At 65.8% G+C, this 23187-nt stretch carries 19 protein-coding genes and 1 pseudogene; 12 read left to right on the top strand and 8 right to left on the bottom strand.

Translation table 11 applies throughout. The features are described from left to right. Positions 1-39: 39 nt before the first annotated feature. The 3 genes from EV656_RS04545 to moaA form a co-directional block, all read right to left on the bottom strand. A complete protein-coding gene (locus EV656_RS04545; protein ID WP_132600005.1) occupies positions 40-1203 on the bottom strand; it encodes a M20 aminoacylase family protein in 1164 nt (387 codons plus the stop codon). Positions 1204-1206: 3 nt separating this feature from the next. Then, on the bottom strand, positions 1207-2373 hold the full coding sequence (argE, locus tag EV656_RS04540; RefSeq protein ID WP_132600002.1) for an acetylornithine deacetylase: 1167 nt from the start codon (positions 2371-2373) through the stop codon (positions 1207-1209). A 63-nt stretch (positions 2374-2436) separates the two neighbouring features. Next, positions 2437-3447, bottom strand: a complete 1011-nt coding sequence (gene moaA, locus EV656_RS04535; protein ID WP_132600904.1) for a GTP 3',8-cyclase MoaA — start codon at positions 3445-3447, stop codon at positions 2437-2439. A gap of 113 nt (positions 3448-3560) precedes the next feature. Between moaA and EV656_RS04530 the strand changes: the two genes are divergently transcribed. After that, positions 3561-4064, top strand: a complete 504-nt coding sequence (locus tag EV656_RS04530; protein WP_132599999.1) for a hypothetical protein — start codon at positions 3561-3563, stop codon at positions 4062-4064. An 85-nt stretch (positions 4065-4149) separates the two neighbouring features. Continuing rightward, entirely contained in the window at positions 4150-5754 is a 1605-nt protein-coding gene (locus tag EV656_RS04525) for an AMP-binding protein (RefSeq protein ID WP_242469082.1), read from the top strand. Between the two features lie 547 nt (positions 5755-6301). On the opposite strand, the pseudogene EV656_RS04520 reads toward EV656_RS04525, so the two are convergent. After that, positions 6302-7395: pseudogene (locus tag EV656_RS04520) on the bottom strand (ISAs1 family transposase). Between the two features lie 90 nt (positions 7396-7485). On the opposite strand from EV656_RS04520, the gene EV656_RS04515 reads away from it, so the two are divergent. Next, on the top strand, positions 7486-8475 hold the full coding sequence (locus EV656_RS04515; RefSeq protein ID WP_132599996.1) for a hypothetical protein: 990 nt from the start codon (positions 7486-7488) through the stop codon (positions 8473-8475). A 234-nt stretch (positions 8476-8709) separates the two neighbouring features. On the opposite strand, the gene EV656_RS04510 is transcribed toward EV656_RS04515, so the two are convergent. From EV656_RS04510 to glmU, 3 genes are read right to left on the bottom strand one after another with little or no spacing between them, the layout of a single operon-like run. Further along, positions 8710-9390 carry a DNA alkylation repair protein gene (locus tag EV656_RS04510; protein ID WP_132599993.1) on the bottom strand — a complete coding sequence of 227 codons (681 nt, stop codon included), beginning with the start codon at positions 9388-9390 and terminating at the stop codon, positions 8710-8712. Further along, complete coding sequence (gene glmS / locus EV656_RS04505) at positions 9387-11210, bottom strand: glutamine--fructose-6-phosphate transaminase (isomerizing) (RefSeq protein ID WP_132599990.1); 1824 nt, start codon at positions 11208-11210, stop codon at positions 9387-9389. The genes EV656_RS04510 and glmS overlap by 4 nt, the downstream gene beginning before the upstream one ends. Positions 11211-11213: 3 nt before the next feature. Further along, positions 11214-12563, bottom strand: coding sequence for a bifunctional UDP-N-acetylglucosamine diphosphorylase/glucosamine-1-phosphate N-acetyltransferase GlmU (gene glmU, locus EV656_RS04500; RefSeq protein WP_132599987.1), 1350 nt, complete (start codon positions 12561-12563; stop codon positions 11214-11216). Positions 12564-12685: 122 nt separating this feature from the next. Between glmU and EV656_RS04495 the strand changes: the two genes are divergently transcribed. Together EV656_RS04495 and EV656_RS04490 are read left to right on the top strand one after the other, a co-directional pair. Further along, the gene (locus EV656_RS04495; protein WP_132599984.1) at positions 12686-13351 is read left to right on the top strand and encodes an HAD-IA family hydrolase; all 666 of its coding nucleotides are present in this window, start codon (positions 12686-12688) and stop codon (positions 13349-13351) included. 11 nt (positions 13352-13362) lie between these two features. After that, positions 13363-14550: a DegT/DnrJ/EryC1/StrS family aminotransferase gene (locus EV656_RS04490; protein WP_132599980.1), complete on the top strand. Its 1188-nt coding sequence runs from the start codon at positions 13363-13365 to the stop codon at positions 14548-14550. 39 nt (positions 14551-14589) lie between these two features. Here the strand turns inward: EV656_RS04490 and EV656_RS04485 are convergent, their stop codons facing one another. Next, entirely contained in the window at positions 14590-15048 is a 459-nt protein-coding gene (locus EV656_RS04485; RefSeq protein ID WP_132599977.1) for a CreA family protein, read from the bottom strand. A gap of 131 nt (positions 15049-15179) precedes the next feature. Between EV656_RS04485 and EV656_RS04480 the strand changes: the two genes are divergently transcribed. The 7 genes from EV656_RS04480 to EV656_RS04450 all read left to right on the top strand — a co-directional run bounded on the left by EV656_RS04480 (position 15180) and on the right by EV656_RS04450 (position 23079). Continuing rightward, positions 15180-16343, top strand: a complete 1164-nt coding sequence (locus EV656_RS04480; protein WP_132599974.1) for an isovaleryl-CoA dehydrogenase — start codon at positions 15180-15182, stop codon at positions 16341-16343. A 37-nt stretch (positions 16344-16380) separates the two neighbouring features. Beyond that, entirely contained in the window at positions 16381-16899 is a 519-nt protein-coding gene (locus EV656_RS04475) for a lysozyme inhibitor LprI family protein (protein ID WP_132599971.1), read from the top strand. 110 nt (positions 16900-17009) lie between these two features. Continuing rightward, positions 17010-18614, top strand: a complete 1605-nt coding sequence (locus EV656_RS04470) for a carboxyl transferase domain-containing protein (protein ID WP_132599968.1) — start codon at positions 17010-17012, stop codon at positions 18612-18614. Positions 18615-18736: 122 nt separating this feature from the next. After that, positions 18737-20689, top strand: coding sequence for an acetyl-CoA carboxylase biotin carboxylase subunit (locus EV656_RS04465; protein WP_132599965.1), 1953 nt, complete (start codon positions 18737-18739; stop codon positions 20687-20689). Further along, positions 20686-21348: a glutathione S-transferase family protein gene (locus EV656_RS04460; protein ID WP_306666791.1), complete on the top strand. Its 663-nt coding sequence runs from the start codon at positions 20686-20688 to the stop codon at positions 21346-21348. The genes EV656_RS04465 and EV656_RS04460 overlap by 4 nt, the downstream gene beginning before the upstream one ends. Positions 21349-21393: 45 nt before the next feature. Further along, entirely contained in the window at positions 21394-22245 is an 852-nt protein-coding gene (locus tag EV656_RS04455; RefSeq protein ID WP_132599962.1) for a hydroxymethylglutaryl-CoA lyase, read from the top strand. Between the two features lie 39 nt (positions 22246-22284). Beyond that, complete coding sequence (locus EV656_RS04450) at positions 22285-23079, top strand: crotonase/enoyl-CoA hydratase family protein (protein ID WP_132599959.1); 795 nt, start codon at positions 22285-22287, stop codon at positions 23077-23079. Positions 23080-23187 lie beyond the last annotated feature (108 nt).

Genomic DNA, 23187 nt, shown 5'->3' with positions numbered 1-23187 from the left:
TGGGATGGGACGGCTGTTCTTTTTCGTTCGCGGCGTGGATCAGGCCGCGGGCAGGCGCCGTTCGACGAGTTCGGCAAACCAGGAGCAGCCATAGGGAATCGCCGCATCGTCGAAATTGTAGGCCGGGTGGTGCACGGCGGCCGTGTCGCCATTGCCGAGGAAGATATAGGCGCCGGGGCGCGCGTTCAGCATGTAGCTGAAATCCTCGCCCCCCATCAGCGGCGCGGTATCCTCGACCCCGCCAGCCACGGCGCGGGCCACCTCGGCGGCAAAGGCGGCGCAGTCGGGGTCGTTTTCCGTGACCGGATAGCCGCGCTGATAGTCGATCGCCGCCGTGGCGCCGAAGGCGGCGGCGGTGTTTTCGACTAGCGCCTTCAGCCGGGTTTCGGCCAGGTCGCGCACGTCTTCCTCCATCGTGCGGACGGTGCCGCGCAGGCGGACGGTCTGGGGGATGACGTTGGTCGCGTCGGATTCGGTGCGGAAGCTGCACACAGACACCACCACCTGTTTCAGCGGGTCCACGCTGCGCGCGGCGATGGATTGCAGGGCGATCACGACATGGCTGGCCGCCAGCACCGGGTCGATGCATTTGTGCGGCTTGGCCGCGTGGCCGCCGATGCCGGTGAGGGTGATGTCGAAATCGTCGGTCGCGGCCATCATCGGGCCGGGGCGGATCGCGAAGCTGCCCAGCGGGATGCCGGGCATGTTGTGCATGCCGTAGACCTCGTCGATGCCGAAACGGTCCATCAGGCCATCGTCCACCATCGCCTTGCCGCCAGCGCCGCCCTCTTCGGCGGGTTGAAAGATCACCACCGCGCTGCCGTCGAAATTGCGGGTTTCGGCCAGGTATTGCGCGGCGCCCAGCAGCATGGCGGTGTGCCCGTCATGGCCGCCGGCATGCATCCTGCCGGGGGTTTTTGAGGTATAGGGCAGGCCCGTCGCCTCTTTGATCGGCAGGGCGTCCATGTCGGCACGCAGGCCGACGGCGCGGCCCGTGCTGTTGCTGCGCCCCCGGATCACGCCCACGACGCCGGAACGCCCGATGCCCTCGACCACCTCGTCGCAGCCGAAGGCGCGCAGCTTTTCCGCCACGAAGGCCGACGTGCGCGGCAGGTCGTACATCAGCTCGGGGTGGGCGTGCAGGTCGCGGCGCCATTCGGTGATCTGGTCGTGCATCTCGGCCAGGCGGTTCTTCACGGGCATGGTCTACTCCTGAAGGTGGGTCAGCAGGCGGTCCATGAAGGCCTGCCCCTGCCGGAACTGATCCAGCGCGATGTATTCGTTTGGCTGGTGGGCCTGTGAAATGTCGCCGGGGCCACAGATCACGGTGGAATACCCCGCCTGCTGGAATTGCCCGGCCTCGGTTGCATAGCTGACAACATGGGGGGCGTTGTCGCCGGTCAGGCGGCGGGCCAGCGCCTCGGCGGGGTTGTCGGCCTCTGGGCGCAGGGGCGGCACGTCGAAATGGGGCGTGCTTTCGACCCGCGCCTCGGGGCGGATGGCCTGCATGCGGGCCTCGACCCGGGCGCGTTCGTCTTCCCAGGCCGCGCGCCAGCGTTCCGTGCCCTCGCCCGGCAGGCAGCGCATGTCCAACCCAAAGGCGCAATGGGCGGCAGTGATGTTATGCGCGGTGCCGCCCGCGATCTGGCCCACATGCAGGGTGGTCCAGGGCGGATCGAACAGCGCATCATCGCCCTGCGGGGGGCGGGCGCGGTTTTCGGCGTTGCGGTCATTGGCCCAGTCGATCAGGGCCGCTGCCTCCATCACGGCCGAAACGCCCGTGTGCATCAGCGAGGAGTGCACCTCGAACCCGGTCACGCGCACGTCGAACCCGATGGTGCCCTTGTGGCCCGTGACGACCTGCATGCGCGAGGGTTCGCCCACGATCACGGCGTGCGCCTTGGGAAAGCCGCTGGCCTGCATGTTGTCGATCATCGGCGGCGCGCCCAGGCAGCCCACCTCTTCGTCGTGGGACAGGGCCAGTTGCAGGGGGTGTTTCACGCCCTGGGCCTGCGCGCGGACCAGCGCCCAGATCGCCAGCGCGTTGAACCCCTTCATGTCGCAGGTGCCCCGCCCGTACAGGCGGCCGTTTCGTTCCACCACCGCCCAGGGGTCGGTATCCCAATCCTGCCCCTCGACCGGGACCACGTCCGTATGCCCCGACAACAGCACGCCGCCCTGGGCCTGCGGCCCGGCATGGGCATACAGGCTGGCCTTGTCGCGGGCGGCGTTCCAGACGCGGGTGACGGGGATGCCGTGGCCGGTCAGATAATCCTGAACCCAGTCGACAAGGGCCAGGTTGCTGTCGCAACTGACCGTCGGGAAGGACACCAGTTTTTCAAGCAACTCGCGCGGGCTGAGCGGGGTGGCCATGGATGGCTCCGGTTCTAGGGTGGGCGCAGGGTGGGCCCTGTGGCCCCGGGCGGTCAAGGCGGTTCAGCCGCCCGTATGGCTCATGTGGCGGCTGACCTGCCCATCGGCGCGCTGGCGGGAATAGTCGAAATCGTGGCCCTTGGGCTTGGCGGCGATGGCCTCGCGGATCGCGGCGACCAGGGGTGCGTCGTCGTCTGGCGCGGCGCGCAGCGGCGCGCGCAGGTCGGCGCGGTCCTCTTGCCCCAGGCAGGTATAGATCTCGCCGGTGCAGGTGACGCGGACGCGGTTGCAGCTTTCGCAGAAATTGTGGGACAGCGGCGTGATAAAGCCGATCTTTTGCCCTGTCTCGGTCAGCTTGACATAGCGCGCGGGTCCGCCCGTGCGCTCGGCCAAGTCCAGCAGGGCGTAGCGTTCGGCCAGCTGTGCGCGCACATCCTTTAGCGACCAGTATTGATCGATGCGCTGTTCGTTGCCCAGGTCGCCCATCGGCATGACCTCGATAAAGGTCAGGTCCATGTCGCGGTCCGCGCACCACGCCACAAGGTCGAACAACTCGTCCTCGTTGAAACCTTTCAGCGCGACGGCGTTGATCTTGATCCGCAGCCCGGCCGCCTGTGCCGCGTCCAGCCCGGCAAGCACCTGCTCCAGCCGGCCCCAGCGGGTGACACGGGCGAATTTTTCGGGGTCCAGTGTGTCCAGGCTGACATTCACCCGCCGCACGCCCGCCGCGTACAGCGCATCGGCGTATTTCGCCAGTTGCGAGCCGTTGGTGGTCAGCGTCAACTCGTCCAGCGCGCCGCTATCCAGATGCCGGCCCATCGCGTCGAAAAAGGTCATGATGTCCCGGCGCACCAGCGGCTCGCCCCCGGTGATGCGCAGCTTGCGCACCCCCAGTCCGATGAAGGCGGTGCACAGGCGGTCCAGTTCCTCCAGCGTCAGAAGATCCCGCTTGGGCAAGAAGGTCATGTTTTCCTTCATGCAATAGACGCAGCGGAAATCGCAGCGGTCGGTGACCGAAACGCGCAGATAGGTGATCGCGCGGGCGAAGGGGTCGATCAGGGGCGGCTGCTGCATCATGTCGCAGAGCCTAAGCGCCGCCTGCGCCGCCGGCAAGGGGGATCGCCTCATGTTGAACCGGGCGTGGCCCGGGTCTAGGCTGATCCCAACCGGGCAGGGAGGACGGGCGGATGAAACACGCGATCGGGCTGATGGCCGTTCTGGCCCTGGCATTGCCGGGCTGCACCGGGCTGAAGATCCCCTTTTTCGGCGGAGACCGGGACCGGCCAGTGGCGCAAACCCCCGGCGCGGACACCCCGCGCCCCGCGGCCCGGCCCGGGTCCACACCGCCGCCGCCGGGCGCCGACAGCGCCGAGGCCTTCGATACCACCAGCAGCGCAGAACGTTCGGCTGCCGCGGCCACGCCCACCGCGCCCGATCGGCTGCTGGGCAAGACGGTCGCCAGCCTGGGCGATCCGGCCGATCCCGGGTTCTGGGCGCTGACGCCGCTGGTGGATCGCCCGCAGCCCGGCCGGCTGGTCTATGCCGCGACCGGCAAGGGCGTGCTGGTCGATCTGCGCCCCCGCGCGGCCGCAGCAGGGGCGGGTACGCAGGTATCGCTGGCCGCCCTGCGGGTGCTGGGTGTGCCCCTGACCGCGCTGACGGAACTGACGGTCTATGCCCGCGCGCCCTGACGCGCATTGACCCCCCGGCACGCTTGACAAGCTGGCGCGGGCGCGCGTTACTGAACGAGCGTTCAATTCAGGCCGGGAGGAGGGCATGAAGGACCGCAGGCTGATCCCTGACCAGCGCGATTGGGATGCGATGCGCGCCAGCTTTCGCTGGGACATCCCCGACCGTTTCAACATCGCGGCGGCCTGTTGCGATGACTGGGCCGCCGAGGCGCCGGAGCGCGTGGCGGTGATCGACGCCAGCGATGGCGACCGGGGCTGGACCTACGGCGCGTTGCGCGATGCCTCGGACCGGCTGGCCAGCGTGTTCGCGGCGGCGGGCGTGGGGACGGGCGACCGGGTGGCGGTGCTGCTGCCGCAGGCGCCCGCGGTGCTGATCGCCCATTTCGCCGCGATGAAGCTGGGGGCCGTGGGCCTGCCGCTCTTTACCCTGTTCGGCCCCGACGCGTTGGAATACCGGTTGGCCGACAGCGGCACGAAACTGGTCGTGACGGACGCCGAGGGCGCGGCCAAGCTGGCGGGCCTGCGCGACCGCCTGCCCGCCCTGCGCGACGTGCTGTCGGTGGATGGCGGCCCGGCGCGGGATTTCTGGGCGGAAATCGCCGCTGCCGACCCGACCCCCGCCCCCCGCGACACCGGGGCCGAGGATCCGGCGGTGCTGATCTATACATCTGGCACCACCGGCCCGCCCAAGGGGGTCTTGCATGCCCACCGCTTCCTGATCGGGCATCTGCCGTCCTTCGAATTGCATCATCGCGGCACGCCCCGGCCCGGCGATTGCGGCTGGACCCCGGCCGACTGGGCCTGGATCGGTGGGCTGATGGACATGGCGATGCCCTGCCTTTACTACGGCATCCCGCTGGTTGCCTGCCGGATGCGCAAGTTCGATGCCGGGCAGGCCTGGGCGCTGATCGACCGGCTGCAGGTCCGCAACCTGTTCCTGCCACCCACCGCGCTGAAGCTGATGCGCGAGGTGCCGGTGCCCCCCGGCGTGTCCTTGCGCAGCGTCGGGTCGGGCGGGGAAAGCCTGGGGGCCGATCTGCTGGACTGGGGGCGGCAGGCGCTGGGGCTGAACATCTGCGAATTCTACGGCCAGACCGAATGCAACCTGGTCGTCACCTGCGTTCCCGAACTGATGGACGCGCCGCCCGGTGCGATGGGGCGGGCAACGCCCGGTTTTGATGTGGCGGTGATCGGGCCGGACGGCACCCCCCTGCCGCCCGGCGAGGTGGGCGAGATTGCAGTGCGCCGCGGCGCGGCCCCGATGTTCCTGGAATACCTTGGCCTGCCCGACAAGACCGCCGACAAGTTCGCGGGCGATTGGATGCGCACGGGCGATCTGGGGGTCTGCGATGCGGCGGGGCACTTCACCTATGTCGCGCGCGACGACGATGTCATCACCTCGGCTGGCTACCGGATCGGCCCGACCGAGATCGAGAATTGCCTGGCCGCCCATCCCGACGTGCTGATGGCCGCAGTGGTGGGCGAACCCGACCCCGTGCGCACCCAGATCGTCGTGGCCCACGTGGTGCTGCGCGACGGTGCGGCGTGGGAGGGGCTGGAGCCCACCCTGATCCAGCGCGTGCGCGATCACGTCAGCCCCCACGTCGCCCCCCGCAAGGTGATCCGCGCCGACAGCCTGCCGATGACCGCAACGGGCAAGATCATGCGACGGGAATTGCGGGGCGGGTGAGGGGTGGAGCTGTCGTTTGTCCCGTGGGAGGTGAGGAGGGTAGGTGAAGCGGTGGGCGAATGGGTATTTTTCAGGTTGGGTGGGGAGCGGGAGTTCGCTGCACCCGCGAGCTAAATGCAGCGTGACTGCCTTGTTGACATTTCGAAATATGGGAAAACGAGCGCTGCGCTGCCATAATGTTTCTCGGATTTGGCCTCTTGGTTCACTTGCGCCGACTGTACGGTGCTGCTATTTTTTAAACAATACCTGCCTGTGCGGAATTAATGAGATGATTGCCAATAATCTAGCGAAAGAGAACGTCATTTGGACAGCGAAATCTGGAAATCTATAAGTGAACTCTTTTCCTTGTTAAGTCAACCCAACCTTCCCGAGAAAGAGTATCAAGCGTTTTTTGAAAGAAATCCTTTCGTTTTTGACATCCTGGGTTTTGACTGTTGCGCTCCCTTTGAGGCTCAGTCTGGAAACAAATTGCCATTTGATAAAGAGCGCCATTTTACACCCATGCCGGATTTCATATGCGGGAAGCGTCAGGGCAATCGCATATGGCTCACGCGGCTAAACCATTGAGAACGTTGCGAAGGAAGTCATCATCCCAGCCTGCTCGCTTGAGCTTGATGGAAAGCGAGCCCTTCGACGTGTCCCTGCGCATGACGTCGAGAGCACGGCGGCGCAGGATGGCGATGTTGCCCGGACCGTTATCCTTCCGGTTGCGCGCGGCGTCTTCGCGGAAAGAGACGTCCAGCTGCCAGTGCAGGCTGTTCTCAATGGCCCAGTGGGCGCGTACGGTCGCCAGCAGGACCTCCGGTGTCGGCACCCAGGAAAGCGCGAAGTACCTCGTCTCCGAAGTTGTGCCCTCGGCTGTTTTACGGGTGGCCTCGACACGGCCAAAAGCCTTTAGGCCGGGGAATTCATGATGCTCTGCAAGAGCCTTGCTCGAAACGACGGTCGCCTTTCGGGTTTCCGTCCGGCCGTGGCCGACATCCTCGGAAAGCGCGCTTGGGTGCGCGTCTGGCTCAGCCCCGAAGCTGGCCCGCGCATCCGACAGGAGCGAGTCCTGGTTGGCCTTGAGCGCAAGGCACCAGTCACCGCCGCCCGCGTTGATTGCGGCAACCGTACGGCGATTGCAGTGCAGGGCATCGGCGGTCACCACCTTCCCCCTGAGCGCGATCAGGCCAAGCGCTTCGATCGCAGCCTCCAGTTCCGTACCCCGATCGGCCGGCACGCTGGCGAGCGTCAGGCGCAGCCGCGCCGCATAGGCCGAGACCATCATCCGCGTCCGGGCACTCTCGCCCGCGTTGCGGGCCCCGCGGAGGGCCTTGCCGTCAACGGCAATCACATCGCCGTTCTGAAGGAGTGCGCGACATCGGCCAGCACGCGCCCGAAGGCGGCATCGAGCGCCTTGGGATCGATCATCCGGAACACTGCCGAGAAAGTATCATGCGACGGCACCGCGTTCTTGAGCTTGAGGAAACCCCTGAAAACGCTTTCCTTTGCGCGCCCGAAGGCCGCCATCTCGGCGCAGGAGGTCGCGCCGCAAAGGACCGATACAAAGGCGATGACCAGCAGCTCACCCAAGTCATGTCGCGTGTTCTCGGCGCGGGGATCGGGGACATCTTCGAAGGCGGACAAGAACAGATGCATGACGGTGATGGGCTCCAGGAGGATGAGTCCACCTTCAGAATCCATCGTGACCCCAGCCGCAAGCCATGCCGTTCAGTGCGTCACGGCCATATGCGATTCCCCTACGGGAAGCGTGATAGTGAAGAAGCTGTTGTTGTTGAAATTAAGCGGCCGGATGAAATGAAAACCATCACAGCCAGAGCAGATGGGAATAGGGCAAAGTTGCGCGCAAACATAGATACTTACGTGAGTCAGACATGTGAATACGTTAAATCCATCCGTGCCAATTTTGATGCTCGACAAGCCGTATGCGGCATTCTGGGTATGAGCAATATTAGGTCGACCTCAGGGCTTCTAATATGTGGGACGTCTAATGATAGAGATGCGCCAATCTTGACTGAACTGATTTCCGAAAGAGAACCCCGCATCCGATATATGTATTATGATAAACTATACGAGAAACTATGCGACGCATATGCAAGAAGCCGGAAGCAATATGTCAAAGTGGGGAAATCTTATGAGGGCACTGAGGGCGTGCATTTGACGGTGATGGCTAGTATTTCGCCAGATCAAGTCCATGATTGTGCATATTTAATAGATATTGGCGGAAAGAGAGAAAATAGAGTTTCTATTGTTGTATCAGGTTCCGCTTATGTAAAAATTTTGGATGCAGCTGGGCGTCAAATTGAAGCAAGGCTTGAAATTGAATTTGGAGCTCCGCAGGTATTTCAAATTGAGTTTTCAAACAGCCTAACGCATGGTTTCTTGTCAGTAAGCTGCAATAACGGTGAGGTGGTAAACTTGCAGAGGCAGGATGGGTATCAAAATGCGCTGAGTATGGAAAATGCAGTGATTGGTTCTGACCTTAATGGAAAGCTCGGCGCTTGCTGTATTTTGGGCGCAACTATTCTTCGGTACAGAACGCTGGGCATTAAAGAGAAGTTGGAGTTACTTGGTTTTCTTTCTCGTCGGGGTGAGGCCGGAGGCGGCATAGAGTTCAATGGAAATCAACATTTGCGCAGAGGCTTCGGTGGTGGATTTGTTCAAGAAGCAAAAGAGGCGAGGCCAATATTTCGGAAAAGTTTATACTATAGTGATTGAGGTGTTTTGAATTTTTATTTGTAATTCGGGTGGCTTGGCTTGTTTTTCCTTGGTGGTTTTTTGCCAATTCGAATGCTGGCAGTTTGCGCTGCACCCGCTGCATAGAAACAATATGCCGAGTGGTTGCTCTGGCCCGCTCTCGACAATTTGCAAACCCCGCTTCCTGCGCCTTGTTGCCATTCTTGCCGAGCACAGCTTCCAACATCTCCGGCAGCAACTCTACCCCGCCGCCCCTCACCCCATCAACCGCGCCGCCTCTTTCCGGGCAAAGGGTTTCATTCGGTCGCCGTGTTCGGCCAGGAATGTGCGCACCCGGTCGGGGTCGCGTTTGGACAGGTCGCGCAGCCACCAGGCCACGGCCTTTTGCATGAACCAGTCGCGCTCAGGCACATAACCTGCGGCCCAGCCCAGCACGCGCTCGCGCACCTCCAGGTCGGCGGGTTTGGGGTGGACCATCTTGGCCCAGGGCAGGGTCATCACCAGGGTTGCGCGGCGGGTCCACATATGGGGCGATGTCGTCCAGTCCGCGAGTTCGTCCAGCCGGGCGGGGTCGGCCACCAGGCGTTTCTGCCCGGCGATGGACACGGCGTCGGCAATGGCCCAGCCGTCGAAATCGGGCACCCAACCGGCGAGCAGGTGCCATGCCTCCGCGTCCGTGGGGCGGATGCGCGCCTGGGTCAGCAGCTTGGCCGCGGCGATGCGGGCCTCGTGGATATCCGTGCGCCACAGCCCCGCGGCCAGGGCCAGCCGCGCGTCCAGGGCAAGGGTCTGCCGCCAGTCCCGCGCCAGATCGTCGATCACCGGGTTCGCAACGCCCAGATAGGCGCGGGGCACCTTGTGATAGGCAGCCATATCCGCGGCCTTGGCCGCATCCGCATGGGCGCGCAACGCCGCAAGGGCCGCCTCGGGCGTCATTCCACGGTGACGGATTTCGCCAGGTTGCGGGGCTGGTCCACGTCGGTCCCCTTGGCCACGGCTGTATGATAGGCCAGCAGTTGCAGCGGCACCGCGTACAGGATCGGGGCGAAGGGATCGGGCGCCTCTGGCATGACCAGCGTGCGCCAGGTGTCCGACCCGGCCTCTGCCGCGCCGCGCGCATCGGTGATCAGCAGCACCTTGCCGCCACGGGCCATGACCTCTTGCATGTTGGACACGGTCTTGTCGAACAGCATGTCATAGGGCGCGCAGACCACCACCGGCACGGTCTGATCCACCAGCGCGATGGGGCCGTGCTTCAGCTCGCCGCTGGCATAGCCTTCTGCATGGATGTAGCTGATTTCCTTCAGCTTCAGCGCGCCCTCCAGCGCCAGTGCGAACATCGCGCCCCGGCCCAGGAACAGCACGTCCTCGGTTTCGGCCAGGTCCAGCGCGGCGGCCGTGATGTCGTTTTCCAGCGCCAGCGCTGCGTTCATCCGGCCCGGAACCGTCATCAGGTCGTCCAGGTGGCGGGCCAGGCCGCCCGCGTCCAGCCGCCCGCGCTGCGCGGCGGCCTCCAGCGCGCAGATGGCCAGGACGGCCAGCTGGCAGGTAAAGGCTTTGGTCGAGGCAACGCCGATCTCTGGCCCGGCGAGGATCGGCAAGGCCAGGTCGCTTTCCCGCGCGATGGTGCTTTCGGGGACGTTGACGACAGACACGATCCGCGCCGCCCGGTCCTTGCAATAGCGCAGCGCGGCCAGGGTGTCGGCGGTTTCCCCCGACTGGCTGACGAACATCGCCAGCGTGCCCTTGGCGATCGGCGGTTCGCGATACCGGAATTCAGAGGCGATATCGACATCCACCGGCAGGCCGGCCAGTTGTTCCACCCAGTATTTCGCGGTCAGGCAGGCATAGTAGGCCGTGCCACAGGCCACCATGCTGATCCGGTCGATGCCGGTGAAATCGATGCCGCCGTCGGGCAGGGTCAGCGTCTTGCCGTCATCGGTGACGTAGTGGCGCAGCGCCTCGCCCAGCACGGTGGGTTGCTCGGCGATTTCCTTGGCCATGAAATGCTTGTGCCCGCCCTTTTCCGCGCGGGCCAGGTCGATTTCGACGGTCTTGACGGGGCGGTTCACCAGGTGGCCGGCGGCGTCGTGGATTTCGGCCCCGGCGCGGGTGATGGTGGCGCGGTCGCCTTCGTCCAGGTAGGTGATGCGGTTTGTCATCGGCGCCAGCGCGATCGCGTCAGAGCCGACGAACATCTCGCCCTCGCCCCAGCCGATGGCCAGCGGGCTGCCCTTGCGCGCGGCGATCATCAGATCCTCTTCGCCCTCGAACAGGAACAGCAGGGCAAAGGCGCCCTCCAGCCGTTTCAGCGTCGCCTCGGCGGCCTGTTGCGGGGTCATCCCCTCGTCCAGGTAGGCCTGCGCCAGATGGGCGACGGTTTCGGTGTCGGTATCGCTTTCGAAGCCCGCGCCGCACGCCGACAGTTCTTCGCGCAGGGCGCGGAAATTCTCGATGATGCCGTTATGCACGACCGCGACGCGCCCGGCACAGTGGGGGTGGGCATTGATTACCGTAGGCGCGCCATGGGTGGCCCAGCGGGTATGCCCGATCCCCGCCTTGCCCGACAGCGGCTCGTGCACCAAAAGGTCCGACAGGTTGACCAGCTTGCCCACGGCGCGGCGGCGGTCCAGCTGGCCGCCGCTGACCGTGGCGATCCCGGCGCTGTCATAGCCGCGGTATTCCAGTCGCGCCAGCGCCTGAACCAGGATCGGGGCTGCCTCGTGATCGCCCAGGACGCCAACGATTCCGCACATGATTCAATCTCTTTTCTGTTGTTCCTTTTGGGCCCGCAAACGGCCCATCAATTTTTCCGCCAGCCCCGGCTTGTTCTGCTGGCGTGCCCGGCCAAGGGCCAGTGCCCCGTCGGGCACGTCCCCGGTGATGACCGATCCGCTGGCCGTCATCGCGCCCGCGCCCACCGTGACCGGCGCCACCAGCATCGTGTCCGAGCCGATAAAGGCATCCGCGCCGATTTCGGTCCGGTGCTTGAACACACCGTCGTAATTGCAGGTGACCGTGCCCGCGCCGATATTGGCCCGCGGGCCGACCCCGGCATCGCCGATATAGGTCAGGTGGTTGACCTTGGCGCCCTCGGCGATCTGGGCGTTCTTGATCTCGACGAAATTGCCGACGCGGACATCCTCGGACAGCTCTGCGCCGGGGCGCAGCCTGGCGTAGGGGCCGACGACCGCGCCGCGGCTGACATGGCAGCCCTCCAGATGCGAGAAGGCCCGGATTATGGCGCCCGATTCCACCGTGACGCCGGGGCCGAAGACCACGTTGGGCTCGATCACCGCGTCGCGGCCGATCACCGTATCATGGGCGAAGAAAACCGTTTCCGGCGCGGTCAGTGTCACGCCGCCGGCCAGCGCGGCGTCGCGCGCACGGGCCTGAAAGGCGGCCTCGGCCCGTGCCAGATCGGCGCGCGAATTCACGCCCAGGGTTTCGGACTCGTCGCAGGTGACAACGCCTGCCGACAGCCCCCGCGCGCGGGCCAGGGCCACGATGTCGGTCAGGTAATATTCCTGCGCCGCGTTGTCGTTGCCGACCTCCGAGATCAATTCGAACAGCAGCTCTGCCTTGGCGGCGATGACGCCGGAGTTGCACAGCCCGATGGCGCGCTCTTGCTCGGTGGCGTCCTTGAATTCAACGATGCGGTCCAGATCGTCGCCCTGCATCACCAACCGGCCATAGCGGGCCGGGTCGGCGGGTTCGAAGCCCAGCACGACCACCGCGTGATCCTTGCGCGCCTCGGCCATGGCGGCCAGCGTTTCGGGGCGGACGAACGGCGTATCGGCATAAAGCACGATGGCATCCCCGCCGAAATCCCGCAGGGCGGGGGCGGCCTGGGCCACGGCGTGGGCGGTGCCCAGTTGCTCGGTCTGTTCGACAACCTCGGTGTCTGGGTCGATCTCCAGCGCGGCGGCGCGCACTGCCTCGGCCTGGTGGCCGGCCACCACCACGCTGCGGGGGCTGCCCAGGGCGCGCCCGGCTGCCATCGCATGGGCCAGCAGCGGTGCATGGGCCACCTCGTGCAGGACCTTCACGCGGTCCGATTGCATCCGCGTGCCCTGGCCCGCGGCGAGGATGATCAGCGCTGTCTGCATGGAGTCTGCTCTTTCCTTTTTTCCCTGTCCCTTTTATCCGCGTGCAGGCGTACTTCAACCGCAGACAACCTCACTTGGCGTTTCGCTCTGTTTCAGCGCAGCGCCTGTGCAGAAAGGACACGATGCGCACGGTCATCTTCGATCTTGACGGCACGCTGGCCGATACCAGCCGCGATCTGATCGGCGCGGCGAATGCCTGTTTCGCGGGATTGGGCCATGGCATGCCGCTGGACCCGGTGACCGATGCGGCGACGGCCTTTCAGGGGGGGCGGGCGATGCTGCGGCTGGGGTTCGGCCGGTTGGACCACCCGGCGGTCGAGGACGCCGTGACCGAGCAGTTCCCGATCTTTCTGGATCACTACGCCCGTGACATCGACCGGCACACCCGCCTGTATCCCGGTGCGGTGGCTGCGGTGGACCGGCTGCGCGACGCGGGGTATGCGGTGGGGATCTGCACGAACAAGCCCGAGGGTCTGGCCGAAACCCTGATGCGTCGGCTGGGCGTGCGCGACCGCTTCGACTCGTTGATCGGGGCGGATACGCTGCCCGTGCGCAAGCCTGACCCCGCCCCCTATCGCGCAGCCGTGGAACAGGCCGGGGGCGCGGTGGACCGCTCTGTCCTGATTGGGGATACCGTCACCGACCGCGACACCGCCCGCGCGGCAGGGGTGCCCTGCGTGCTGGTCGGGTTCGGCCCGGCGGCGGCGGCAATGCCCGATCTGGCCCCGGCGGCCCTGTTGTCCCATTACGATGACCTGTTCGACCTTGTCGGGCGGCTGATCCCCTAGGAGCAGGGCGCATGACCGACCGCTTCACCGGCAGTTTCACCCAACAGGAACCCATCCCCGAAGAGGCCATCGCCGCAGCTGTTCAGGTGATGCGCAGTGGGCGGCTGCACCGCTACAATACCGCGCCGGGCGAGGTTTCGGAAACCGCCCTGCTGGAGCAAGAGTTCGCCGCCTTCACCGGGGCGCGCTATTGCCTGGCGGTGTCCTCGGGGGGATACGCGCTGGCCTGCGCCCTGCGTGCGTTGGGGGTGGGGCCGGGGCAGGCGGTTCTGACCAACGCCTTTACGCTGGCGCCGGTGCCGGGCGCGATTGCCAGCCTGGGGGCGCGCCCGGTCTTCGTCGAGGTGACGCAGGATCTGGTGATCGACCTGGATCATCTGGAAACCCGCATCGCTGATACGGGCGCACGGGTTCTGATGCTGTCGCACATGCGCGGGCATGTTTGCGACATGGACCGGCTGATGGCGATCTGCGACGGGGCGGGCGTGCAGGTGGTCGAGGATTGCGCCCACACTATGGGTGCGGCCTGGGCCGGTGTCCCTTCGGGGCGGCACGGGGTTCTGGGGTGTTACTCTACCCAGACCTACAAGCATCTGAATTCCGGCGAGGGCGGCCTGATCGTGGGCGACGATCCCGAGTTGATGGCGCGCGCGGTGCTGCTGTCGGGCTCTTACATGTTGTATGATCGCCATGTTGCCGCGCCCCCGCCCGCGGCCTTTGACGGGCTGCGCCTGCAAACCCCGAATGTTTCTGGCCGGATGGATAATCTGCGCGCCGCGATCCTGCGGGTACAACTGCGCGACCTGCCCGACCGGATCGCACGCTGGAACCTGCTTTATATCGCGATGGAGGATGGTCTGCGCGGTGCGCCCGGCCTGCGCCTGATCGATCGTCCCGGGGCGGAATCCTTTGTCGGATCTTCGTTTCAGTTCCTTCTGCCGGACTGGGATGCGCCACGGATAACGGCGCTGCTGGCCGCCTGCGCCGCGCGCGGGGTGGAACTGAAATGGTTCGGCGCGGATCAGCCCGCGGGATTTACCTCGCGCTACGATCACTGGGCCTATGCCGATCCCGATCCGTTGCCGCGGAGCGACCGGGTGCTGGCGGGGTTGATCGACCTGCGGCTGCCACTGACCTTTACCCCGCAAGACTGCGCCCTGATCGCCCGGATCGTGCGCGAAGAGGTCGGACACGCTTAGCCCAGCCTCTTGTTGGTCTACGTACCCGGCCGACCGGGCCTATTCCTGCCCCGCGTTGAACAGCGGTACGGTGGAAATCGCCATCTTGGCCGAGCCTTCGGCAAGTTCCCGCGCATGCACAAGGTAGATCAGGGTGCGGTTCGGTTCGTCATAGATGCGCTTGATCCGCAGGCTCTTGAACACGATGGATCGCCGCTCGCGGAACACCTCCTCGCCCTCGGGGCTGCGGTCGATGTCGCCGATGGTGATCGGCCCTGTCTGCCGGCAGGCGATCGACGCGTTCGAGGGATCCTCGAACCAGTTGCCCTGGCTGATCCGGTCCAGAAAGGAGCGGTCGAAATAGGCGATGTGGCAGGTCACGCCCTCGACCTCGGGGTCGTGGACGGCCTCGATGATGATGTCGTTGCCGGTCCAGTCCACGCCGATGCGGCCAATCTCCTCGGCCGGGGCGGACAGGGGCAGGGCGGCAAGCATGGCAGCAAGGCATAGGCGTTTCATGGGGCCTCCTTTCGGTTACTGATCCCAGAGGTAAGCACACCCCGCCCGGGATGCGAGCATGATTGACGTGACAAAGCCCCGCTGCTAGAAATTGAACAAGCGTTCAATAAGGCGCAGGGGAGGAGCCCGACATGTTTACCGCCACCATGGAATTCGACCTAGACGAGGATACCGCCGCCCTGCGCGAGATGGTGCATCGCTGGGCGCAAGAGCGCGTCAAGCCGATGGCCGCCGAGATCGACAGGACCAACGATTTTCCCGCCGATCTGTGGCGCGAGATGGGCGAGCTGGGCTTGCTTGGCATCACCGTGCCCGAGGAATACGGGGGCGCAGGCATGTCCTACCTCGCCCATACCATCGCGGTGGAGGAGATCGCCCGCGCCTCGGCCAGCGTGTCGCTGTCTTACGGGGCGCATTCCAACCTCTGCGTCAACCAGATCAAGCTGAACGGCACCGACGCGCAGAAGCGGAAATACCTGCCCGGGCTGCTGTCCGGCGAACATGTCGGCGCCCTGGCCATGTCCGAGGCAGGCGCAGGGTCGGACGTTGTCAGCATGAAGCTGCGCGCCGAAAAGAAGAACGGCTATTACACGCTGAACGGCACGAAATACTGGATCACCAACGGCCCCGACGCCGATACGCTGGTGGTCTATGCCAAGACCGACCCCGAAGCTGGCCCCAAGGGCATCACGGCCTTCATCGTCGAGAAATCGATGAAAGGCTTTTCCACCAGTCCCCATTTCGACAAGCTGGGCATGCGCGGGTCGAACACGGGTGAGCTGATCTTCGACGATGTCGAGGTGCCCTTTGAAAACGTCCTGGGCGAAGAGGGCAAGGGCGTGCGCGTGCTGATGTCGGGGCTGGACTACGAACGCGTTGTCCTGGCCGGCATCGGCACCGGCATCATGGCCGCGTGCCTGGACGAGATCATGCCCTACATGCGCGACCGCAAGCAGTTCGGCGAAAGCATCGGCAACTTCCAGCTGATGCAGGGCAAGATCGCCGACATGTACACGGCGATGAACAGCGCGCGGGCCTATGTCTACGCGGTTGCACGCTCTTGTGATCGCGGCGCGGTGACGCGGCAGGACGCTGCCGCTTGCGTCCTCTATTCGTCCGAAGAGGCGATGAAACAGGCCCACCAGGCGGTGCAAGCCATGGGCGGGGCTGGCTTTTTGGCCGACAGCGCGGTCAGCCGGCTGTTCCGCGATGCCAAGCTGATGGAGATCGGCGCCGGCACATCCGAGATCCGGCGCATGCTGGTGGGGCGTGAATTGATGAAGGCGATGGTCTAAATGTGAGTCATAAACTCAACTTTATGAGGTGACCCCCATGAAACGCTCCCTGATCCTTGCCGCCGCGCTTGCCCTTGCCACCCCCGTGGCCGCGCAAGAGGTGCAGTTCTCGCCCGATGCCACGCTTGAGTGCATGGAAAAGCAGCGCCTGCCCGGCGCCGATGACACCTGTATCGGCGAATCCGCCCGCGTCTGCTTCCAGCGGATCAAGAATGCCTCCAATTCCGACATTGCCGCCTGCATGGGAAAGGAATCGGAATACTGGAAGGGCCGCCTGGACGCCGCCTTTGACCGCATGATGGAGCTGGCCGAAGTTGCCGATGCCGAGTTCGCGGAAAATGCCAAGAGCAAGGACATCCCCTTTCAGCTGACCACGGACTTGGAGGAGATGCGCGAAAAATGGGGGAACTGGCGCGAAATCCGCTGCGCGGTCGAGGCCATGATGCGACGCGGCACCCCCTACACGATGACCGCTGCGGCCAGCTGCACGATGAAGCGCATGGGTGAAGAGGCGCTCTTCCTCGAAAGCGCGATCACCTACATGGAAACCAAGTAAACCGGCCCCGCGCCGCCTTTGGGGAGGGGCGGCGCGGGTCCGGCAAAAGGGAGGAGCACGGAAATGGGAACGGTGTGCGCGACGGCCCCCCGCCATGGGGGTGACCGGCCATGAAGTTGCAGTCCAACGCCGTGCCGGGGTCCGAGGCGTTCCAGGCCAATCGCGCTGCCCATCTGGATGCCCTGCGCATCGTGCAGGACGCCGCCGCGCTGGCCGCCGCCGGCGGTGGGGAAAAATCGCGCGAACGCCACCTGTCGCGCGGCAAGATGTTGCCCCGCGACAGGGTCGCCAACCTGCTGGACCCCGGTTCGCCCTTCCTGGAAATCGGCGCGACCGCAGCGCGCGGGTTGTATGACGGCGCGGCCCCCTGCGCGGGCGTGATTGCCGGGATCGGGCAGGTCCACGGGCAAGAGGTCATGGTCGTGTGCAACGACGCCACCGTGAAGGGCGGCACCTATTACCCGATGACCGTCAAGAAACACCTGCGCGCCCAGGAAATCGCCGAGGAATGCGCGCTGCCCTGCGTCTATCTGGTGGATTCCGGCGGGGCCAACCTGCCCAACCAGGATGAGGTTTTCCCCGACCGCGACCATTTCGGGCGCATCTTCTACAATCAGGCGCGGATGTCGGCCAAGGGTATCCCGCAAATCGCCGTGGTGATGGGCAGTTGTACCGCCGGTGGCGCCTATGTGCCCGCCATGTCGGATGTCACGATCATCGTGCGGGACCAGGGCACGATCTTTCTGGCGGGTCCGCCGCTGGTCAAGGCCGCAACCGGCGAGGTCGTCAGCGCCGAGGATCTGGGTGGCGGCGATGTGCACACCCGCCTGTCCGGCGTGGCCGATTACCTGGCCGAGGACGACGCACATGCCCTGGCGCTGGCCCGCCGCGCGGTCAGCCATCTGAACCGCGAGAAACCCGCGACCGTCCGCTGGGAATCCCCCGAAGATCCGGCCTACGACCCCGACGAGTTGCTGGGCGTGGTGCCTGCCGACCTGCGCACCCCCTACGATATCCGCGAGGTCATCGCGCGGCTGGTCGACGGCTCCCGCTTTGATGAGTTCAAGCCGCGCTTTGGCGAAACGCTGGTCACCGGCTTTGCCCATGTCATGGGCTGCCCGGTGGGGATCGTCGCCAATAACGGGGTGCTGTTTTCCGAGGCCGCGCAAAAGGGCGCGCATTTCATCGAACTTTGCAGCCAGCGCGGCACGCCGCTGGTGTTCCTGCAAAACATCACCGGCTTCATGGTCGGGCGCAAATATGAAAACGAGGGCATCGCGCGCCACGGCGCCAAGATGGTGACTGCTGTTGCCACGACCAGCGTGCCCAAGATCACGATGATCGTGGGCGGCTCCTTTGGGGCGGGCAATTACGGCATGGCGGGGCGGGCCTATCAGCCGCGCTTTCTGTGGTCGTGGCCCAACTCGCGCATCAGCGTGATGGGCGGCGAACAGGCGGCGGGGGTGCTGGCCACCGTCAAACGCGACGCGATCGAACGCACCGGCGGCACCTGGTCGCCCGAGGAAGAGGCCGCCTTCAAACGCCCCACAATCGAGATGTTCGAGGCGCAAAGTCACCCGCTCTACGCCTCTGCCCGGCTGTGGGACGATGGCATCGTCGACCCCCGCAAATCGCGTGAGGTGCTGGCGCTGTCGTTGTCGGCCGCGCTGAACGCCCCCATTCCCGAAACGCGCTTTGGGGTGTTCCGCATGTGAAAAAGGCGCCCTCGGCGAAGATATTTGGACCAAAGCCGGATCATTGCTTTGGAAAAATTCGCCGGGGGTGCAGGGGCAGGCAGCCCCCGCGGCGACACCAGCAACAAGGAGACAGGCCGGCCATGTTTCGCAAGATCCTGATTGCCAACCGCGGCGAGATCGCCTGCCGCGTGATCGAAACGGCCCGCGCGATGGGCGTGGCCACCGTCGCCGTCTATTCCGAGGCCGATGCCGAGGCCGCCCATGTGGCCCTCGCCGACGAGGCGGTCCCCATCGGCCCGCCGCCGCCGCGCGAAAGCTACCTGCAAGGCGCGCGGATCATCGAGGCGGCGCGCGCCACGGGGGCAGAGGCGATCCACCCGGGCTATGGTTTCCTGTCGGAAAACCCCGATTTCGTCGAGGCGGTAGAGGCCGCGGGCCTGACCTTTATCGGTCCCTCGGCGGACGCCATCCGCGCGATGGGGCTGAAGGACGCCGCCAAGGCACTGATGGAAGAGGCGGGCGTGCCGGTGGTGCCGGGTTATCACGGTGAAAATCAGGACGACGCGCATCTGGAAGGCGCGGCAGAGGCCATCGGTTATCCGGTCCTTATCAAGGCCGTGGCAGGCGGGGGCGGCAAGGGGATGCGCAAGGTCGCCCGCGCCGCCGATTTTTCCGCCGCGCTAACCGCCGCCCGGTCCGAGGCGCGGGGCGCCTTTGGCAACGACGCGGTGCTGATCGAGAAGTACATCGAACAGCCCCGCCATATCGAGGTGCAGGTTTTCGGCGACGGGACCGATGCCGTGCACCTTTACGAACGCGACTGTTCCCTGCAGCGCCGCCACCAGAAGGTTATCGAAGAGGCCCCGGCCCCCGGCATGACCCCCGAAATGCGCGCGGCCATGGGCGATGCGGCGGTACGCGCGGCGCGCGCCATCGGCTATCGCGGGGCGGGCACGGTGGAATTCATCGTCGATGGCTCGGACGGGCTGCATCCCGACCGCTTCTGGTTCATGGAGATGAATACGCGTTTGCAGGTGGAACATCCCGTGACCGAGGCGATCACCGGGCTGGACCTGGTCGAATGGCAGTTGCGGGTGGCCGCGGGCGAGGGCCTGCCGCTGGCGCAGAACGCCATCCCGCTGACCGGCCACGCCTTCGAGGCGCGACTTTATGCCGAGGATGTCCCCGCCGGTTTTCTGCCCGCCACCGGCACGCTGGCGCATCTGGCCTTCCCGCCCGGCATCCGCGCCGATACCGGCGTGCGTACCGGCGACACGATCAGCCCGTTCTACGATCCGATGATCGCCAAGATCATTGCCCATGGCCCCACCCGCGCGGTGGCGCTGAACCGGCTGGCCCGCGCGCTGCAGGAAACCCGCGTTGCGGGCACGGTGACCAATCTGGATTTCCTCGGGCGGTTGGCGCGGCATACGGGGTTTGCCGCCGGCAAGGTCGATACCGGGCTGATCGATCGCGACCTTGAGGTATTGGCCGCCGCTGTGCCCGATCCGGCCATCCTGCGGGCAGCGACCGCCACTGCCGCGCTTGTCGCTGCGGGGCTGTCGGGCGTTGCGGCGGATGGTTTTGCCCTGTGGCAGCCGCTGATCCGCGACCTGGGTCTGGTCCATGACGGCGAAGAGGTTTCCGTGCGCCTGCGGCTGCATGGGCCGGACCGGGCGACAGTGGTGCTGGCCAGCGGAGAGGTGCACGCCACGCGCCATGCCGCGGGCTGGGCGGTCGACGGTCACCGGCCCTTGCCGACGGTCTCTGCCGGTGGGGAAATCCATGTCTTTGCCGGGGCAGGGGGCACCTTCGCCTTTGCCCCCGTCGATCCGCTGGCGCGGGCCGATGCCTCCGGGGTTGGTGGCGACGGGATAGAGGCGCCGATGCCCGGTCTGGTCAAGGCGGTTCAGGTTTCCGCTGGTGCGGGGGTGACAGCGGGCCAGGCCCTTGTCATCCTCGAAGCGATGAAGATGGAACACACCCTGACCGCCCCGCGCGATGGCATCGTGGCCGAACTGCTGGTGGCCGAGGGCGCGCAGGTGGAGGCCGGAGCGCCGCTGATCCGTCTGGAACCCGAGGAGGAGACATGATGATCCGGCTGCACCATTGTTCGCAGGCGCGCTCCTTCCGCATTCTGTGGCTGCTGCATGAAATGGGGCTGGAATTCGAGGTCGAACGCCATTCCTTTTTCGACAAGTCGCTGCGCAGCCCCGGGTATCTGGCGCTGTCGCCTGCGGGCCGGGTGCCTGCGTTGGAAATCGATGGCCGGGTTCTGTTCGAATCCGGGGCGATCACGGAATATCTGGTCGAAACCCGGCCCGAATGCGGGTTGGGTCGGTTTGCGGGGGATGTCGAACGGGTCGACTGGCTGGAATGGCTGCATTTCGCTGAAACCATCGGCCAGCATATCGCGGTGCTGACCCAGCAGCATATCGTGCTGCGCGAGGATTGGATGCGCAGCCCGACCGTCATGCAGCTGGAGGCGCGGCGGCTGGAAAAGACGCTGGAGGTCATCGATCACGCGCTGGAGGGGCGCGACTGGCTGTTGCCCTCGGGCTTCTCTGCGGTGGATACCAATGTGGGCTACGGCGTGATGATGGCCCGCCGCTTCGTTCCGGCCGACCTGCTGCCCGGTGTGGATGCCTATTACCAGCGCTGTGCGGCGCGGCCGGCCTTTCAAAAGGCTGTGGCAGAGGATGGGGCGGCAGAACTTTACACCCGCGATTTCTACGAGGCGCCGGATGCCTGAGCGCGGGACCGCGATGCTGCGCGCTGACGCGGTCGGTACTCGGCCATGACCGGGGTCGTCGAGATTTTCGAGGTCGGCCCGCGCGACGGCTTGCAGAACGAACCGCGCCCGATCCCCACCGCCGACAAGATCGCGCTGGTCGATACCCTGTCGCAGGCGGGGTTCCGGCGGATAGAGGTGGCCAGTTTCGTCAGCCCCAAATGGGTTCCGCAGATGGCCGACAGCGCCGAGGTGCTGGCCGGGATCGCGCGTGCGCCGGGCATCCGCTATGCTGCGCTGACGCCCAACCTGAAGGGGTATGAGCGTGCCCGCGCGGCCGGTGCGGATGTGATCGCGATTTTCGGCTCGGCCTCCGAAGGATTCAGCCGCGCGAACATCAACGCCACCATCGCCGAAAGCCTGGCCCGTTTTGAGGAGGTGGCCGCCGCCGCCCGGGCCGACGGGATGCCGATGCGCGGCTATGTTTCTTGCGTGACGGATTGCCCCTATGACGGCAAGGTGGCGCCGGGGCAGGTGGCGCAGGTGGCCGAAAAGCTGCTGGCGCTTGGCTGTTACGAGATTTCCCTGGGCGATACGATCGGGCAGGGCACGCCGGACAGCGTAACCGCGATGCTGCGGGCGGTCCGGGATGTGGTTCCTGCGGAACGGCTGGCGGGGCATTTCCACGACACGGCCGGCCGCGCGCTGGACAATATCGAGGCCGCGCTGGCGCAGGGGGTGCGGGTGTTCGATGCGGCCGTTGGCGGCCTGGGCGGCTGTCCCTATGCCAAGGGGGCGACCGGCAACGTGGCGACCGAGGCGGTCGCCGCCCGGCTGGCCGCGTTGGGCTATGATACCGGGCTGGACCCTGCGGTGCTGGATCGGGCGGCGGCACTGGCCCGCGCGATGCGCGGCTGAGCGGGCCGCGAATTTTCTGCGAAAATTCGGGAGAGCGACATGCGGGAAGAACTGGGGCTGGAGATCGACGCACGCGGCGTGGCGCGGCTGACGCTGAACCGGGTGGACAAGCACAACGCCCTGTCCGAAAGCCTGATCGGCGCGCTGCATGCCGCCGCTGACAAACTGGGCGCCGACCCGGCGGTGCGTGTCGTGGTGCTGACTGGAAACGGGGCCAGTTTCTGCGCTGGTGGCGATCTGGCCTGGATGCGCGCCCAGATAGAGGCCGACGGCCCCACCCGCGCGGCGGCGGCCCGGCGGCTGGCCGACATGCTGGGGGCGCTGAACACCATTCCCAAACCCCTGATCGCGCGGGTGCAGGGGCAGGCTTTTGGCGGGGGTGTTGGGCTGATCTCGGTCTGCGACGTGGCGGTGGGGGTGAACACTGCCCGGTTCGGTCTGACCGAAACCCGGCTGGGCCTGATCCCGGCCACGATCGGCCCCTATGTCGTCGCGCGCATTGGCGAACCTGCCGCGCGCCGGGTGTTCCTGTCCGGGCGCCGCTTCGACGCGGGCGAGGCGGTGGCGATGGGCCTGTTGGCCCGCGCGGTGCCCGAATCCGAACTGGACGCCGCGACAGAGGCAGAGATCGCGCCCTTCCTTGCCAGCGCGCCCGGGGCCATCGCGCGGGCCAAGGCACAGCTGCGCCGGTTAGGGCCTGCGCTGGATCGGGACGCGGTAGAGGACAGCATCGCCCGCCTGGTGGCCTGCTGGGAAGATGCCGAGGCCCAAGAGGGAATCGCCGCCTTTTTCGAGCGCCGCAAGCCGCGTTGGGCGCAGCCCGGCGAGGATTGAGGGCCGCCGGGCGCCCGGCGATTCCTCTGGTGCTGCGATCACGAAAACGCGAGAATCGGATATATCTTTGGAATTTCGTAACTCTGCGGCAATCCGGCACTTTTTCAA

Origin of the sequence: Rhodovulum adriaticum, from assembly GCF_004345735.1 — a bacterium.
In the GTDB taxonomy this organism is placed as follows: Bacteria; Pseudomonadota; Alphaproteobacteria; order Rhodobacterales; family Rhodobacteraceae; genus Rhodovulum; species Rhodovulum adriaticum.
The sequence above is the reverse complement of the archived record's forward strand: the minus strand, read 5'-3'. Positions and strand labels throughout refer to the sequence as shown.